This is a genomic window from Vibrio sp. 10N.247.311.12, assembly GCF_041467515.1.
Classification (GTDB): Bacteria; Pseudomonadota; Gammaproteobacteria; order Enterobacterales; family Vibrionaceae; genus Vibrio; species Vibrio crassostreae_C.
Map to the genome: position 1 here is coordinate 121,724 of NZ_JBFSUV010000001.1, position 15,638 is coordinate 137,361.

Below are 15,638 nucleotides of genomic sequence, written 5' to 3' on the forward strand. Positions count from 1 at the left end.
AGCACATGTATAAGGAATATTTTGGCTTCGTTGAGATGCCATTTTCGATTGTACCAAATTCTCGCTACTTGTTTTTGAGTCAGCGCCATCAAGAAGCGATGCAGAACCTACAAGCCGGTTTAGGCGAGGGTGGGGGCTTTGCGATGCTTACTGGTGAGGTTGGTACAGGGAAAACAACGGTCGCTAAGGCGATGTTGTCTTCATTGGATAGCCATACTCAGGCTGGCCTTATACTTAACCCTACGTTTTCAAATACGGATTTACTAGAAGCTATCTGCGATGAGTTTGAGGTCGAGTACCCAGAACAAGCATCGTTGAAACAGCTCAGTCAGGCTATTCATTATTTTCTACTTGATAGCCATGCCGAAGGCATTCAAACCCTATTGGTGATCGATGAAGCCCAACACCTCGCTGCCGATGTGTTGGAGCAGTTACGCCTTCTAACAAACTTGGAAACCGACAATCGTAAGCTGTTAAAAGTACTGTTGGTCGGCCAGCCGGAATTACAACAGCACTTACAAACCACGCAGCTACGTCAGCTAGCACAGCGCATTACTGGTCGTTATCACTTACTGCCTCTTAATACCGAAGAAACGGGCAAGTACATCGCGTTTCGTTTGGAGACGGCGGGTGGCGAGCAGATGTTGTTTTCGAACCGTTCTATCAAGCTGATTGCTCAATATACGCATGGTATTCCAAGGCTCATTAACTTGGTGTGTGATAAAGCACTGCAGTTGGCTTTTCATGACGGTGAGCAGCTACCGAGCAATGAAACGGTTAACCGAGCGTGTCAGCAGGTTATGTCCTTTCAGGCCGATGTGTATCACGTCGAGAAAGCTCTAACTTCTCGTGTCGCGCCTAAGTTATTCCAATACGCAGGGATTGCGACGTTAAGCGTTGGTCTTGCAATAGCGACCTTTAACTTCGCTCCAAGCTATATCAATGCTTGGTTGCCTACGGATGCATCAAATGAAGAAAAGACGGAAGTGTTAGCACGTACTCAGCGTTCTTTGGTATCAGATGTTCCTAAGTTGGTTGCTGAGCCAAAACCTGCCAAGTTTGAATTGCCACAACACATTCAACAACATTTGATGCAGGGGACCAATCGTTCTCTCGCTATCAAAGACTTGTATACGCTGTGGGGATATCAATCTTCACTGCGTGATGGCTTGTGCTTAAGTGAGCCACAAAGTGTTTTTGTGTGTGAGCAGCAGCAGGCCAGTTTGGATACCTTGTTAGAACTTGGTGTTCCTGTGGTACTTAATCTCGACATAGACCAAAAACCAGTGTTTGCTGTGCTGTATGGCGTGTCTAAGGATTCTGTCGAGTTGCTGGTTAATGAAAAGCTGTTGGTGATGCCGAAGCAATCCTTAGAGCAAATCTGGCAAGGCGATTACGTCGCTATTTGGAAGCAGCCGCTGCGAGAGACCCTTAAAGAGGGCTATCAAGGTGAAGCGGTTGCTTTGCTTGATCTACTGCTTTCTGAAGTATTAGGAGAGGTTGTTTCCGGTAATGATGTATTTGATTATGAGTTAAAAATGAAAATCGAAGCATTTCAAACGTGGCAAGGTATGTCTGTTGATGGCATTGCAGGTAAGCGCACCTTAGCAAGATTGCAGAGATTAGCTCAACTCGATTCGCCTAAGCTGATGTCACTAGAAGGGGGCGAAAGCTAATGTCACGTATTATGCACGAACTTAAACAGCCGTCTCACAAGCCATCTTCTATTAATCAGCACTCTCTTAGCAAACCAAGCTTCAAAGGCTACCAGAATCATCATGTTCCTAATTCTGCAAAAGGGATGAGCAACAAGCGAGGTTCATCGTTAGCGATGGGGCTACTCTTAATCTTGGTTCCTTCTTTGTTGGTGGGTGGCGTCTTGGCTTATCAATCGTATATCCAACAACAAGAAGCCGTGAACCAAGCTGCCAATGTCGCTCTGCCAGAATTTAAAACTGAATCAGACATTGAGCCTGAAATTGTGGATGCTGATATAGCAAGCATGGATGCCGTGTCTGAGGAAGAAGATGCCTTGTTCACCGTTCGCCCTGCACCGGAGAGCCAACCGTTGAAAGCATTGCCACGCCAAGAGATGTATGCACAGATTGATTCTGGCGCTAATCGTGCAAACACCGCTGGTGGCTCAGCAGTGATCTTCGCGAATGCTGATAACAACACTCAAATGACAGCCAGTTCTGAATCGTCATCCGTTCAGCCAGGCGCGAGTGATGAAACGACTGCTCTGCAATCAAGCACTGATCAGCAATCAAATAGTGACTTACAATCGGACAGTGATCTGCTGCAAGGGCTAGACCTCAGTGAGTTGCCACCTGATTTGGCATTGAAGCTTGAATCCATTATGGGGGAGCAACAAAGCGCTCCTGAGCCGATGGATTCTAGACCCTCAGGGCAAAGGGGTTCTCAGGTCATTGAGTTGGAAACGCACACCAATAGCTTATCAGGCGTCCTTCCTAAGTTAGACCTACAAACCCATATGTACTCGAGCAGCGAAACCAAGCGTTGGGTAAAAGTGAACGGTCAAGAAGTGGCGCAAGGAGATTGGATTGGACAAGACATTCAATTGCTGGAGATTAAGCCACAATCGGTGATCATAGAGTTCAATCAGCAGAAGATAGAAATCCCAGCTCTGTACGAGTGGAAAGGCTAGCGAGCTCTAAAGGTATCTAGATAACAGACAAATAAAAAGGAGCACCTCGGTGCTCCTTTTTGATCTTCGATACTGAATTTACTGTACCTAATACAAGCGTTACGTCTACGCCCAACCGTTTGGTGATTTTCTGCGACGAGGCATGATGTGTGGCAGAACAAGGCCTAGAAGTAGACCAATACCCGCAACACCACCACCGTACATGAAGTACTTCAATAGTAGGTCGTCTTTTTGAGTGTCTAGCTTAGCGCGCAGTTCACGGTTCTCTGTTTGAGAACTCGTTAGCTGTTGGCTAATTTCACTGTAGTTCTGTTCTAGTTCAGCAATCTGCTTGTTACGAGAATCTAGAGAGCTTGCTAGGCCAGCTTTTTCGCTGTCAGCACTCTGACGAGCATTCGCTAGCTTGCCTTTAACTTCCGTCAGCTCTTTCTCTAGCTTAGGCATACGCAGTGCCATGCTTTCTTGAGTGCTTACAAACTTGCTTTCAACCCAACCTTTACGGCCACGGTTGTCTTGAATTTGGGTGTAACCCGTACTCTTGTTAGTTTGTAGGAATGTAATCTTTTCACCAGCATCAACACTACCGATGATACGGAATGTGTTGTTTGGGCCAGAATGCATATAAGTAAATAGTTTGTCAGCAATATAACGGTCTTGTGCAAAGGCAGCTGGAGCCGCAAGCATTGCGAACAAAACTAAGCTAATCAGTTTTTTCACAGTAAATCCCTTAACGATTCAAATTGGGTAGGCGTATGAGTCAGCCTCAATCAGCAAATAATATTTAGTTTCTTTATGCGGTGCAACAAAGAAGGGAGGCAAAGCCTCCCTTTCTGTGCGTTTGAGTCAATAATGACATGGCATTTACATATCGTTACTGAAGCTCACACTGTTCTGACGCTAGTATTCACTAACGCAGTCGCGATTACATAGTAAACGCAGCTTGAATTCCGTAGAAGAACACAACAGCAAGTAGAGCACCTGCAGGTAGTGTCACAATCCAAGAAGCCACGATATTACGTACAACGCCTAAGTTTAGTGCTGCGATACCACGAGCAAAACCAACACCTAAAACAGCACCAACGAGTGTTTGTGTAGTAGAGATTGGAAGGCCAGTACCTGAAGCTAGTACAACCGTACATGCAGTTGCAAGTTGTGCAGCAAAGCCACGGCTTGGTGTTAGTTCTGTAATACCAGTACCAACGGTTGCCATTACTTTATGACCCATTGTTGCAAGACCAACAACGATACCGAATCCACCTAGAGGAAGAATCCACCATGCGATAGTACTCTTACCTGTGATTTCACCCATGTGCTCAACGGTTGATACAACAGCAGACAGTGGACCAATCGCGTTCGCAACGTCGTTTGAACCGTGTGCAAATGCCATCGCACAAGCTGTGATAACCATGAGTACAGAGAAGATGCCTTCAACACCTGCAAAGCCGTGGTCTTCTTCGCGGTTAGCGAATTTCTTCTGGATGTATAGGTAACCGCCGATCATTACAAGCGCAGAAACGCCAGCAGCCCAAACCCATGCTTCAGTGTTGCTTAGGTGAAGACCAACGTGCTTAAGGCCTTTCTTGATGGTTACAAGTGCAATTACCATTGTTGTAATGAACATGTATACCGGTACAAAGCGTTTCGCGTTAAATAGCGGGTTCTCTGTATCAAAAATCAGTCGTTGAGCACTTACAAATATGACGTAAGCGAAGAAGCCGGAAATAACGGGTGTGATAATCCAACTACCCACAATACCTTGAACACTGTTCCAGTCTACCGCTTCAGTACCTACAGAAATACACGCAAAACCGATGATTGCACCGATGATTGAGTGAGTCGTAGAAACCGGCCAGCCCATGTAAGAAGCGAGAAGTAGCCATGTACCAGCAGCAAGAAGTGCTGACATCATGCCGTACACAAGTACATCTGGTTGATGAGCGAATAGAGACGTTTCGATAACACCTTTACGGATCGTGTCTGTTACTTCGCCGCCCGCAAGGTAAGCACCTGCGAATTCAAAGATCATTGCGATAATGATCGCTTGTTTAACGGTTAAAGCTTTAGAGCCTACTGAGGTGCCCATTGCGTTCGCAACGTCATTTGCACCAATACCAATAGCCATCAAGAAACCGAAAGCTGCTGCAACAATAATCAGGACAGTGCCGTAGTTAGCAAGGATATCCATCGTAATACCTAGTTGTTTGATAACAAGCGGAACAAATTTAGACGCAAAAAACCGCTCAGCGAGAGGAATACTCAGCGCATAAGTGGTTTGTTCAAAAAATGCTCTTTGTTATATGGTTAACGTATGATTTAAGATCGAGAAAGCATTACTTCAAGACGAGCGCCTACACGCTGTGCTTGATCTGCAATACCACCAACCCATTCAAGAATTTTGTATAAGAACATGATATCAACTGGATTCAGATCGCCTTCAATTGCCATTAGTTGTTGGCGTAGTTCGATCTGCATCGCATCCGTGTCATCTTCAATTACATCTAATTGATGAATCATTTCGGCAACGAGTGTTACTTCACGGCCTTTAAAGCCAGTCTCAAGTAATTCGTCTAATTCATTGATTACGTTTTGTGCTTGATTCGCTGCATCTAGACAACGTTTAACGTAAGCGATGAAGTTTTCTTGCATAGGAGCAGGAATGACAAGTTGACGACCATATACACGGCCAGCAATGTCTTTCGCTAGGTTTGCGAGTTTGTCTTGTTGCGTTAATAGCTCCAACATATCGGTGCGATCAACTGGCATAAACAAACCACGAGGAAGTTTAAGGCGAATTTCACGTTTTAGTACGTCAGCTTCTTTCTCAAGGTGAGAAATTTGAGCTCGAATTTCTGATGCTTTTTCCCAGTCACCTTTTGAAGAAACTTCAAAGAAATTAACTAGGTGAGAACAACATTCGTTCACGCATACTACGTGACGCTGCAAAGGTTTAATTGGGGACTTTGCAAATAACCCCATAATTGTATTTACTGGCATGGTCATCCAACCTAATAAATAATAACCTTAAAACAACATACACCATATTCATGGTGAAATGTTAAGCGATGGCTACAAAGTCGCGCATGTTAACCTAATCAATCTCTCATTAAAACTGTTTTAGATCATCATAAGGGCGATATTTCTGACTTGCCGACTTTTCAAATTGGCAATATCCTGTCCCTATCTTCACAGAAAGGTATAACTATGGAAACCGAGATAGAACTGAAGTTTTTTGTTTCTCCTGAATTTTCAGAGACTTTACGCAATAAAATTGCTGAAACTAAAGTACTTCAGCACAGTTGTCGTGAGCTAGGTAACATCTACTTTGACACCGCTGACAACTGGCTACGTAAGCACGATACAGGCTTACGCATTCGACGCTTTGATGACGTATTTGTACAAACCGTAAAGACTGCTGGTCGTGTGGTTGCTGGCCTGCATCAAAGGCCTGAATACAATGCAGAACACGACAGCAACGAACCTAAGTTAGCCCTGCACCCAGAGGATATCTGGCCAGCAGGTAAAGACATCGAAACGTTGCAAGCTGAGCTGACTCCTCTGTTCTCTACCAACTTCACGCGTGAGCAGTGGTTGATTGGTATGCCTGATGGTAGCCAAGTCGAGGTCGCATTCGATCAAGGCTTTGTTGAATCAGGCGACCTGCAAGAACCGATTTGCGAAGTCGAATTGGAACTTAAATCCGGTCAAACGGATGCGCTATTTACATTGTCTCGCCAATTCTGCGAACAAGGTGGCATGCGCTTGGGTAACCTAAGTAAAGCAGCTAAGGGTTACCGCCTTGCTCAAGGTTATCAAGGAGATGAAGTCACTCCTTTGACCTTAGTTGATACTGACAAAAGTGATACCGTTGAATCGTGTTTCATTCAATCTTTAGAGCATGCTCTCGCTCATTGGCACTATCACGAGCAGATTTTCACTGAGCGTCAATCGATTGAAGCGCTACATGAGATCAGTCATTCACTGAGCTTTATCCGCCAGACTTTCACCATTTATGGTGGCATTGTCCCTAGACGAGCAAGTGCTATTTTACGTCAAGAGTTGAAGTGGCTTGAGCAAGAGCTCGACTGGCTGAAAAGCTATGATCACTTCGAAGACTTGCTGGAAGATAAAGGCCATGTACTACGTAAACTCGATGCGCGTAAGTTCTTAGTCGCTGAGCTTAAAGAGATGCAAGAGCAACTGCCAGATCGTGAAGATCTGCTTACCTTGCTGAGCTCTGCTCGTTACACCGGTTTATTGTTAGATTTGAGCCGTTGGATCTTGTCTCGTGGCTGGCAGCCTTTCTTAGATGAGAAAGCGCGTGAGCAAATGGGTCGTGGTATCGAATGGTTTTCCGTGCAGCAACTCGATCGCACATGGGCCGATTTGATGGAAGCTTTCCCGCCAGAGCGAGTGATGACCAGCCAAGCGTATATTGAGCAGCAATACCGTTTGATGCGAAACCTATATTCTGGTGTTGGTTTCGCGAGTTTGTATGATGACGCTGAGCGAAACAGTTTCCGTTTACCTTGGGCCGATATGGTGCAAGGCATTGATGACTTGCTGGCACTTAAAACATTAGAGCCTTTGACTGAGAAGCTGGAAGGCGATGAGAAGCTTCAGCTAGAGCGTTGGTTAGCTCGTCAAGAAGTGTCCATTCTGCATGCGATGGAACAGACACGCCAAATCAGTGTTGAGGTTGAGCCATACTGGCAAGACTAAACTCGATACCTGTATCAATAGAAGTATGAATTTGAAAATAGGGCTCCGGCCCTATTTTTTTGTTTGTTGCTCAAGTTTTTCGAGTCGCTCTAAGATTTTCTGTTGCTGCTCGATGATCTTCTCAAGGTGTTTCTCTTTGTTTTCCGCTCGTTGATTCTCATGATGAGTTGGGGAGGTGATCAAAGAAGTAATCAAGCCTGAAATCATACCAAACACACCGACACCACAGATGATCACCATTGAAGCCACTAACTGACCGGAAGTTGTCACTGGGTAATGGTCGCCATAACCCACAGTACTGATGGTCACAAACGCCCACCATAAAGCATCATGACCTGTAGTGATGTTGGCGTTCGGATCTTTGTGTTCCAATAGCAGGATCGTGCCAGCACCGATAGTCAGTAAGATCACCAAAAGCAGAATGATGGAAGCGAAAGTGGTCTCTTTCCTATTACGAAATAACTCTCTGAAAATACGTTTACTTGAACGCAGAACTAAGATGACTCGCAGAATTTGAAAAATACGGGCGAAACGAAGAGGCTCGATCATTGGGATACTTGCTAAGAAATCGATCCAGTGTACTTTTAGAAATTCTTTTTTGTTTTGTGATCTAAATAGATCAATTGTGAGCTGAAAAAGAAAAACACTACAGATTATAAAATCGAGGCCGATAAGGACTTGTTTCGATTCTTTATCGATCGGTACGAACAATAAGCCTGAGATCACAAATAACGCTAAGAAAGAGAGAATCAGTGACAATAAGCTCATCGGCTTGGTGGCGTCTTTGGTATTATTCAACATTCATACGAGGCTCAAAATAAATCGCGAACTTTGACTGACATAGCCACCTCGCGGATATAGAAGCCATCAATATATAAGAATTAATGGAGAACTGACAATGACTAAACTGTCATTCAAGCCGTGGGAAAGGGTAATCTCTGACGTTCGTCTCGTTCCAAAAATGGTCATGTTGATGATATTCAGCACTATCTTGATCATTTCGAAGCAGCTATGGGACGCAAGTACGTTTTACGATTCATTGCTTGCTGTAACGAACAATGCGCAAGTCGCACAACAGCATTACGAGACTTACCTAGTTCAAGTGGCTTGGCAAACAGCCTTGATGATCATTGTGTTTGTGGTTCTTCTGTTAGCAGCGGCGCGCGTTATGCTGCGCCAGACTCAATACCTTAATGACGCCATTAAAACCATGGCAGATAAGAACTTATCAGTGCCGATTCAAATGGACTGTAAAGATGAATACGGCGATGTGGCACGCGAACTTGAAAAAACTCGTGTCCAACTGAACGACATGATCAAAACTCAGGTGGCCTCTTCTGATGAGCTGTTTGCTCTGACGGAAGTGATGACCATCAGCATGTCTGAAACCAAAGAGTCAGCTCAAGAAGAGTTCAACGAGATCGATCAACTGGCAACAGCAATGAGTGAGATGACGTCGACGGTGCAAACTGTCGCTGAGCATGCACAAAGCGCTTCGTCATTGACTGAACAGGCATCAGGCCAAGCTCTTACTGGTCAGAAGTTCGTTCAAGGATCAGTGTCTAAGATGAGTGAGCTATCTTCAGATATCGCAGCATCTGCAGCAGCGGTAAACCAAGTAGAAGAACGCGTTGACTCAATTGGCAGTGTGGTTGGTACTATCCAAGGCATTTCAGAACAGACAAACCTACTAGCATTGAACGCTGCAATTGAAGCGGCACGTGCCGGTGAAGCGGGTCGTGGTTTTGCGGTTGTTGCTGATGAGGTTCGTAACCTTGCACAGCGCACTCAGCAAGCGACGGTAGAGATTCAAGACATGATCAGTCATCTACAAAGCAGCGCTAACTCTGCGGTAGAACTGATGGAGAAGAGTGTTGTTGAAGCGGCTGAAGGTGTTGATCTGGTGACTAACGCGGGAAGTGAGCTTGACGGCATTGTAAGCCAAGTCAATCAAATCAATGATATGAACTTCCAGATCGCGACCGCTGCAGGCCAACAGAGCAGTGTTGCTGAAGAGATGAGCGTCAACCTGACCAATGTACGCGAGCTTGTTGAAGCTTCAGTTGTGGTGGTTGGTGAACTGCTCGAGACCTCTCAGCTTATGGAAAGTAACGCGCAAGAACTCGACGGTAAGATTAAGCAATTTAAGGTTTAGTCCTCAGCACCCAATCTTCATCCGTCAAAGGCTAATTCCCAGAGACTGTTTCTCGGTTGTAAGCTCAACCAGATAAGTTAATCGATAAAACGCCCACATTGCTAATGTGGGCGTTTTTTATTGGCGTAACTTTGGTATAACTTATCTTTAGTTATGAAAACTCGTTATTGAAGAACTGAATCGATAAACCGATTGTTCGGCGCACAGCTTATACAAGGAAGAAACATGCCATTGCCTTCTCAACTCATCACTCACTCCCAGTCTGCTTTTGAGCAATTATTAGAGCATCAAAGTGAAGCCATCAATACTTGGTCTGAGCCACTGACTGAAGATCTTAAACGTGTACTCGGTTTAAGCTGTTTTGTTGGTGATTGCCTGCAGCGTGATACGGTTTTATGTGGTGACTTACCTAATATGTTGGCATGCGAAGAACGTGCTGAAGGATACCGAGAACGCTTGGCTGAATTACTTTCTAGTTGCACCGATGAAATGAGCGGTCAGCGCGTGCTGCGTCAATTCCGAAATCGAGAAATGACCTACATTGCTTGGCGTGATTTTATGGGTTCGTGGGAGCTAGAGCAGAGCCTAAATCATCTATCGATGTTGGCTGAGGCGATGATCTTCGAAACCTACCAATGGCAGTACGATATTTGTTGTAAAGAGTGGGGCACACCTTGTAATGAACAAGGCGAAGCACAGCCGATGTTGATCATTGGTATGGGCAAGCTAGGGGGCGGTGAGCTTAACTTCTCTTCCGATATCGATCTGATCTTCACCTACCCAGAGAATGGCGAAACCCAAGGTGCAAGACGCAGCATTGCCAATGCGCAGTTCTTTACCCGTCTAGGGCAACGTATTATTAAGGCGCTTGATCAGCAAACCTTCGATGGATTCTGTTATCGAGTCGACATGCGCCTACGCCCGTTTGGTGAGAGTGGCCCACTTGTGATGAGCTATGCTGCACTTGAAGACTATTACCAAGAGCAAGGGCGTGATTGGGAACGCTACGCTATGGTTAAAGCGCGCGTGATGGGCAGTGAGATGTATCCTGAGTATCAAGAGCTTCGCCAAATGCTACGCCCGTTTGTGTTCCGCCGTTATATTGATTTTAGTGCGATTCAATCTCTGCGCAGAATGAAGTCGATGATCAGCAGCGAAGTACGTCGTCGTGGTCTCTCGAACAACATCAAGCTTGGCTCTGGTGGTATTCGTGAAGTTGAGTTTATCGCACAAGTCTTCCAATTGATTCGTGGTGGACGCGAGCCTAGCTTACGCGGTCGAGGGTTACTCGAAACCTTAAGTGCGATTGAATCCCTTCATCTGCTAGAGTCTGAAGAGGTGGGGCACCTACGTGAAGCTTATCTGTTTTTGCGTCGCCTTGAGAACCTGTTACAAGCCATGGCTGATAAGCAAACTCAAACCTTACCTGACGGCGAATTCGAACAACTGCAGCTTGCGGTTGCCATGCAATTTTCCGATTGGGATAGCTTGATTGTGGCAACTCGCGCCCATATGGCGAATGTACATACCGTGTTCGAAGACCTAATTGGCGTTGATGAAGATGACGCTAATCCGATCGCGAGCCACTTTAGCGAGTTGTGGGATATGGCCCATAAACCCGATGTAATTGAGCACGTGTTGGAACACGACATTGCGGTCGCGAGCCCGCCTGATGCGGCGAAAACGATCATTCAGTTTAAAGCCGATTTGGCTAAAAAGACTCTTGGCCCTCGTGGGCGGGAAGTCCTCAATCGACTGATGCCGAAAGTGTTTCAAGCGCTGTACACCGCTAAGGATGCCGAGTTTGGTTTGTCGCGAGTACTGCATCTGCTGCATAAAATCGTTACGCGTACCACTTACCTTGAACTACTAGATGAACACCCTGCCGCGTTGACTCAGCTAGTTCGCCTGTGTACGGCAAGCCCGATGATTTCGGAGCAGTTGGGTCGTTATCCAATTCTGTTAGATGAACTTATCGACCCTCAGCAACTCTACAATCCCGTGCCTTTAGAGTCTTACAAGACCGAGTTGCGTGATTATCTAGCCCGTATCCCTGAAGATGATATGGAGCAACAGATGGAAGGTCTGCGTCAGTTTAAGCAGACCTGTATATTGAGAATTGCAGCCGCGGATATTGCGGGTGCTCTACCTGTCATGAAGGTCAGTGATCACCTGACCTACTTAGCAGAAGCCATTGTGGAGGCGGGGGTCAATCAAGCTTGGTTACAAGTATCCGCTAAGTTTGGTGAACCGACCCATGTTAAAGATCGCGAAGGTCGCGGTTTTGCTGTCGTTGGTTATGGCAAAGTCGGTGGTTGGGAGCTTGGTTATAACTCCGATCTCGATATCGTGTTCATGCACGACTGCCCGGTACACATCTATACTGATGGAAAGAAAGAGATCGATGGACGCCAATTCTACTTAAGATTAGCGCAGCGTATTATTCATATTTTCTCGACCAGAACTGCTTCTGGCATTTTGTACGAAGTCGATACTCGCCTACGCCCTTCTGGTGCATCTGGTCTATTGGTGAGTCCAACCGATGCCTTTGACGAGTATCAGCACAATGACGCGTGGACATGGGAGCACCAGGCCCTCACTCGTGCTCGTATGATTTACGGTGATGACTTATTGGTATCTGCGTTTAACAAAACTAGGCATGAGGTTTTGTGCTTGCCACGAGATGAGGCAACACTCAAAAAGTCAGTTGTGGATATGCGTGAAAAAATGCGTGGCCATTTAGGCGGTAAAAAAGCCGATCGATTCATGCTTAAACAAGATGCGGGCGGTATTACTGATATTGAGTTCTTGGCGCAATACTTAGTGCTGAGATACAGCAACGAGAAACCTAAGCTTACTCGTTGGTGTGACAATGTGAGAATCTTTGAAAGCTTGTTGTCGCAAGGGATAATGGACGAGCAACAAGGTATGGCATTGACCAATGCGTACACCACATTAAGGGATGAAATCCACCACCGTAATCTACTTAACCTTGATGCGGATGTGGCGATTGAAAAGTTCGAAATGGAAAGAGAACATGTTGTTCAGGCATGGAAGCAGTGGATGGAAGCATAATTCAGTCATAGCGTAGCGAGTGCTATGTTTATCTTGATAGGCTTTTACTCATTTATCTGTAGTTTAGCCACTGTAATCAGTGTGCTAGACTCTAGCCAGATTCGATTTTTGGAGCTCAACAATGAAACCAATTCTACCTGACTACAGCCAATCAGGTGTTCTTATTGTCGGTGACGTAATGCTTGACCGTTACTGGTATGGCCCAACTGGCCGTATTTCACCAGAAGCACCAGTCCCCGTTGTGAAAGTAGAAAATAACGAAGAGCGTCCTGGTGGTGCTGCCAACGTAGCAATGAACATTGCCTCTCTTGGTGGGCATGCTCATGTTGTTGGTTTGACTGGTAAAGATGAGCCTGCTGAGGTGTTGAAAAGCACTTTAGGTGCTCTGAAGGTTAAGTGTGATTTCGTTGAGTTAGAAGACTATCCAACCATCACCAAACTACGAGTGATGAGCCGTGGTCAGCAGTTGATTCGCTTGGATTTTGAAGACAAATTCGAAAACACCAACCCAGAGCTTATTCTGTCTCGTATGGAGCAAGCCCTACCAAATGTACGTTCGGTTATCTTGTCAGATTACGCGAAAGGTGCATTAGAGCATGTACAGAGCTTCATTCAAAAAGCACGCGCAGCCAATGTTCCTGTATTCATCGATCCCAAAGGCGCGGATTTAGAGCGCTACCGTGGTGCGACATTACTTACACCAAACATGGCAGAGTTTGAGCTGGTTGCAGGTAAAGTGAAATCAGAAGAAGATCTTATCGAGAAGGGTATTGCCTTGATCGAGAAGTATGACTTTGAAGCTCTATTGGTGACTCGCAGTGAAAATGGTATGACTTTATTACGTAAAGGTCAGGCACCATTCCACTTGCCAACCCAAGCGAAAGAAGTGTACGACGTAACTGGTGCTGGTGATACGGTTATCTCAGTACTGGCTGCGTCTGTTGCAGCTGGTAAGCCATTGGATGAGGCGTGTGCATTAGCGAACGCTGCAGCTGGTGTCGTTGTTGGTAAGCTAGGTACGTCAACGTTATCCACGATAGAGCTAGCTGAAGCGATTCACGGCAGTCAAGACACAGACTACGGTGTGATCTCAGAAGCGGCACTGGTTGAAGCGGTGAAGCGTGCTCGTGCGAAAGGCGAGAAGGTAGTTATGACCAATGGCTGCTTTGATATTCTACATGCTGGTCATGTTTCTTACATGAATCACGCGGCTGAGCTGGGCGATCGTTTGATCGTTGCGGTAAATACCGATGAATCAGTGAAACGCTTGAAAGGCCCTGGTCGCCCTGTGAACCCAACTGATCGTCGTATGGCGGTATTGGCTGGCTTAGGTGCAGTTGATTGGGTTGTGCCATTCTCTGAAGATACCCCTCAACGTTTAATCTCTGAGGTACTGCCAAGCATTCTTGTGAAAGGTGGTGATTACAAGCCTGAAGAGATTGCTGGTGGTGCGGAAGTGATTGCTGCTGGTGGTGAAGTGAAAGTACTTAACTTTGAAGATGGTTGCTCTACCACTGAAATCATTAAAGCGATTAAAGGTGGTCGAGGCTAGTTTTTAGTTTCTAGTTTTTGGCGTTAAGCTTTTAGTTAGGCAGTAAATCTCGCTTTAATCGATAATAAAAATGCCGCTCAATGAGCGGCATTTTTGTAACGGTAACTTGAGTAATTAAGAGTTACTTACTTGCTACTTTTAGACCTGCGTTTACATCAACAATGTCTTGTTCGCTTAGCGTACCAACTGCTTGACGAAGCTGAAGTACACTTAGGATGTAGTTGTAACGAGCATCTGAAAGATTTTTGTTCGCATCGTATAGACGACGAGTCGAGTCTAGTACGTCAACGATAGTACGAGTACCTACATCAAAACCAGCTTCTGTTGCTTCTAAAGCAGACTGAGCAGAAACTACAGACTGTTCGTAAGCGCGTAGAGCACCGATCGAAGCGCTGATGTTGTTGTTGAATGCACGTACGTCTTTTACAACGCTACGGTAAGTTGCTTCTAGATCTTCACTTGCTGCAACGTAGTTGTATTCAGCCTGTTTAGTCAATGAAGTTGTGTTACCACCCGTGTATAGAGGTACAACTAAGTTCAAACCAATGTTTAGGTTGTCTTGGTCGTAATCTTGGGTGCTGTTTGATTGATCTGAAACAGCGTAGCTACCATCTAGGGTTAAGCTTGGTAGGTGACCAGAGCTTGCTAGAGAGATGTTGTCTTTTGCTACGTCTTGAGAGATACGTGCAGCCAATAAGCTAAGGTTCTTTTGTTCTGCTTGTTCAACAAGTGCAACTGCAGACTCAGAAGATTTGCTTGCTGAGAAACGATCAGTATCTAGGATGCTTAGGTTAGAGTGTTCCTGACCTGTAATCTCACGAAGACCTTCGTAGCTATTCGTTAGGTCGTTCTCTGCAAGAACTTCATCAGCCAAAACACCATCGTACTGAGCTTGCGCATCATGTACATCGGTGATTGCTGAAAGACCTACTTCAAAACGTTGCTTAGTTTGTTCTAGTTGACGAGCAACCGCTGCTTTCTCTGCACGAACAAATTCTAGGTTATCTTGAGCGCGAAGCACTTCGAAGTATGCTGTCGCAACACGAAGGATCAAGGCTTGTTGTTCTGCCGCGTAAGCTGAATCAGATTGACGAGCGGTTTTCTCTGCCGTATCTAGTGTGATCCATGAAGAACGCTGGTAAAGCTCTTGGCTGAAGCCGATAGCAGCTCCCCAAGTGTTGTTATCAATGCTTGAATTACCAACACCTGATGTATCTCGATCACCACGATTAATGTCGTAGTTTGCTGTTAGGTTGATTTGCGGTAACAAAGAGCTACGACTTGACGTTACTGCTTCAAAAGCGGCATCGCGCTGCGCTGCTGAACGAAGAAGTTGTGGATCGTTCTGTTTTGCTTGGTCGTAAACTTCAGCTAGCGTATCAGCAAAAGCTGACGAACTCAGGCTGCCAATTGCTGCACTGATAAATAGTGGAAGCAGTTTTTTCATTTTCCTATTCCTGCCTTTTATG

The 15,638-nt window shown here is 45.6% G+C and carries 11 protein-coding genes; 6 read left to right on the plus strand and 5 right to left on the minus strand.

Translation table 11 applies throughout. From position 1 onward, the window contains the following. Positions 1–5: 5 nt before the first annotated feature. Positions 6–1,676 (plus strand): AAA family ATPase, encoded by a 1,671-nt coding sequence (locus tag AB6E30_RS00490; protein ID WP_372102385.1) that lies wholly within the window; start codon positions 6–8, stop codon positions 1,674–1,676. After that, complete coding sequence (locus AB6E30_RS00495; RefSeq protein ID WP_372102386.1) at positions 1,676–2,668, plus strand: general secretion pathway protein GspB; 993 nt, start codon at positions 1,676–1,678, stop codon at positions 2,666–2,668. Before AB6E30_RS00490 ends, AB6E30_RS00495 begins: the two co-directional genes overlap by 1 nt. Before the next feature lie 105 nt (positions 2,669–2,773). On the opposite strand, the gene AB6E30_RS00500 is transcribed toward AB6E30_RS00495, so the two are convergent. The 3 genes from AB6E30_RS00500 to AB6E30_RS00510 form a co-directional block, all read right to left on the minus strand. Beyond that, positions 2,774–3,385 carry a TIGR04211 family SH3 domain-containing protein gene (locus AB6E30_RS00500; RefSeq protein ID WP_017062917.1) on the minus strand — a complete coding sequence of 204 codons (612 nt, stop codon included), beginning with the start codon at positions 3,383–3,385 and terminating at the stop codon, positions 2,774–2,776. Positions 3,386–3,590: 205 nt separating this feature from the next. Further along, positions 3,591–4,853 (minus strand): inorganic phosphate transporter, encoded by a 1,263-nt coding sequence (locus AB6E30_RS00505; protein WP_017061418.1) that lies wholly within the window; start codon positions 4,851–4,853, stop codon positions 3,591–3,593. 128 nt (positions 4,854–4,981) lie between these two features. Continuing rightward, positions 4,982–5,662, minus strand: a complete 681-nt coding sequence (locus tag AB6E30_RS00510) for a TIGR00153 family protein (RefSeq protein WP_010434644.1) — start codon at positions 5,660–5,662, stop codon at positions 4,982–4,984. 207 nt (positions 5,663–5,869) lie between these two features. On the opposite strand from AB6E30_RS00510, the gene AB6E30_RS00515 reads away from it, so the two are divergent. After that, positions 5,870–7,387, plus strand: a complete 1,518-nt coding sequence (locus AB6E30_RS00515; protein WP_372073187.1) for a CYTH domain-containing protein — start codon at positions 5,870–5,872, stop codon at positions 7,385–7,387. 51 nt (positions 7,388–7,438) lie between these two features. Here the strand turns inward: AB6E30_RS00515 and AB6E30_RS00520 are convergent, their stop codons facing one another. Next, positions 7,439–8,188 carry a potassium channel family protein gene (locus AB6E30_RS00520; protein ID WP_102321461.1) on the minus strand — a complete coding sequence of 250 codons (750 nt, stop codon included), beginning with the start codon at positions 8,186–8,188 and terminating at the stop codon, positions 7,439–7,441. Positions 8,189–8,285: 97 nt separating this feature from the next. Between AB6E30_RS00520 and AB6E30_RS00525 the strand changes: the two genes are divergently transcribed. The 3 genes from AB6E30_RS00525 to hldE all read left to right on the plus strand — a co-directional run bounded on the left by AB6E30_RS00525 (position 8,286) and on the right by hldE (position 14,169). Beyond that, positions 8,286–9,542: a methyl-accepting chemotaxis protein gene (locus tag AB6E30_RS00525; protein ID WP_017061421.1), complete on the plus strand. Its 1,257-nt coding sequence runs from the start codon at positions 8,286–8,288 to the stop codon at positions 9,540–9,542. 225 nt (positions 9,543–9,767) lie between these two features. Then, positions 9,768–12,617 (plus strand): bifunctional [glutamate--ammonia ligase]-adenylyl-L-tyrosine phosphorylase/[glutamate--ammonia-ligase] adenylyltransferase, encoded by a 2,850-nt coding sequence (gene glnE, locus AB6E30_RS00530; protein ID WP_372102388.1) that lies wholly within the window; start codon positions 9,768–9,770, stop codon positions 12,615–12,617. A 121-nt stretch (positions 12,618–12,738) separates the two neighbouring features. Continuing rightward, positions 12,739–14,169, plus strand: a complete 1,431-nt coding sequence (gene hldE / locus AB6E30_RS00535; protein ID WP_017069485.1) for a bifunctional D-glycero-beta-D-manno-heptose-7-phosphate kinase/D-glycero-beta-D-manno-heptose 1-phosphate adenylyltransferase HldE — start codon at positions 12,739–12,741, stop codon at positions 14,167–14,169. A 121-nt stretch (positions 14,170–14,290) separates the two neighbouring features. On the opposite strand, the gene tolC is transcribed toward hldE, so the two are convergent. Then, a complete protein-coding gene (gene tolC, locus AB6E30_RS00540) occupies positions 14,291–15,616 on the minus strand; it encodes an outer membrane channel protein TolC (RefSeq protein WP_017061424.1) in 1,326 nt (441 codons plus the stop codon). Positions 15,617–15,638 lie beyond the last annotated feature (22 nt).

Bases quoted from the DNA above. Each gene is read 5' to 3' on its own strand.
- AB6E30_RS00490 (WP_372102385.1), top strand. From the start codon at position 6: ATGTATAAGGAATATTTTGGCTTCGTTGAGATGCCATTTTCGATTGTA.
- AB6E30_RS00495 (WP_372102386.1), top strand. From the start codon at position 1,676: ATGTCACGTATTATGCACGAACTTAAACAGCCGTCTCACAAGCCATCT.
- AB6E30_RS00505 (WP_017061418.1), bottom strand. From the start codon at position 4,853: ATGGATATCCTTGCTAACTACGGCACTGTCCTGATTATTGTTGCAGCA.
- AB6E30_RS00510 (WP_010434644.1), bottom strand. From the start codon at position 5,662: ATGCCAGTAAATACAATTATGGGGTTATTTGCAAAGTCCCCAATTAAA.
- AB6E30_RS00515 (WP_372073187.1), top strand. From the start codon at position 5,870: ATGGAAACCGAGATAGAACTGAAGTTTTTTGTTTCTCCTGAATTTTCA.
- AB6E30_RS00520 (WP_102321461.1), bottom strand. From the start codon at position 8,188: ATGTTGAATAATACCAAAGACGCCACCAAGCCGATGAGCTTATTGTCA.
- AB6E30_RS00525 (WP_017061421.1), top strand. From the start codon at position 8,286: ATGACTAAACTGTCATTCAAGCCGTGGGAAAGGGTAATCTCTGACGTT.
- glnE (WP_372102388.1), top strand. From the start codon at position 9,768: ATGCCATTGCCTTCTCAACTCATCACTCACTCCCAGTCTGCTTTTGAG.
- hldE (WP_017069485.1), top strand. From the start codon at position 12,739: ATGAAACCAATTCTACCTGACTACAGCCAATCAGGTGTTCTTATTGTC.
- tolC (WP_017061424.1), bottom strand. From the start codon at position 15,616: ATGAAAAAACTGCTTCCACTATTTATCAGTGCAGCAATTGGCAGCCTG.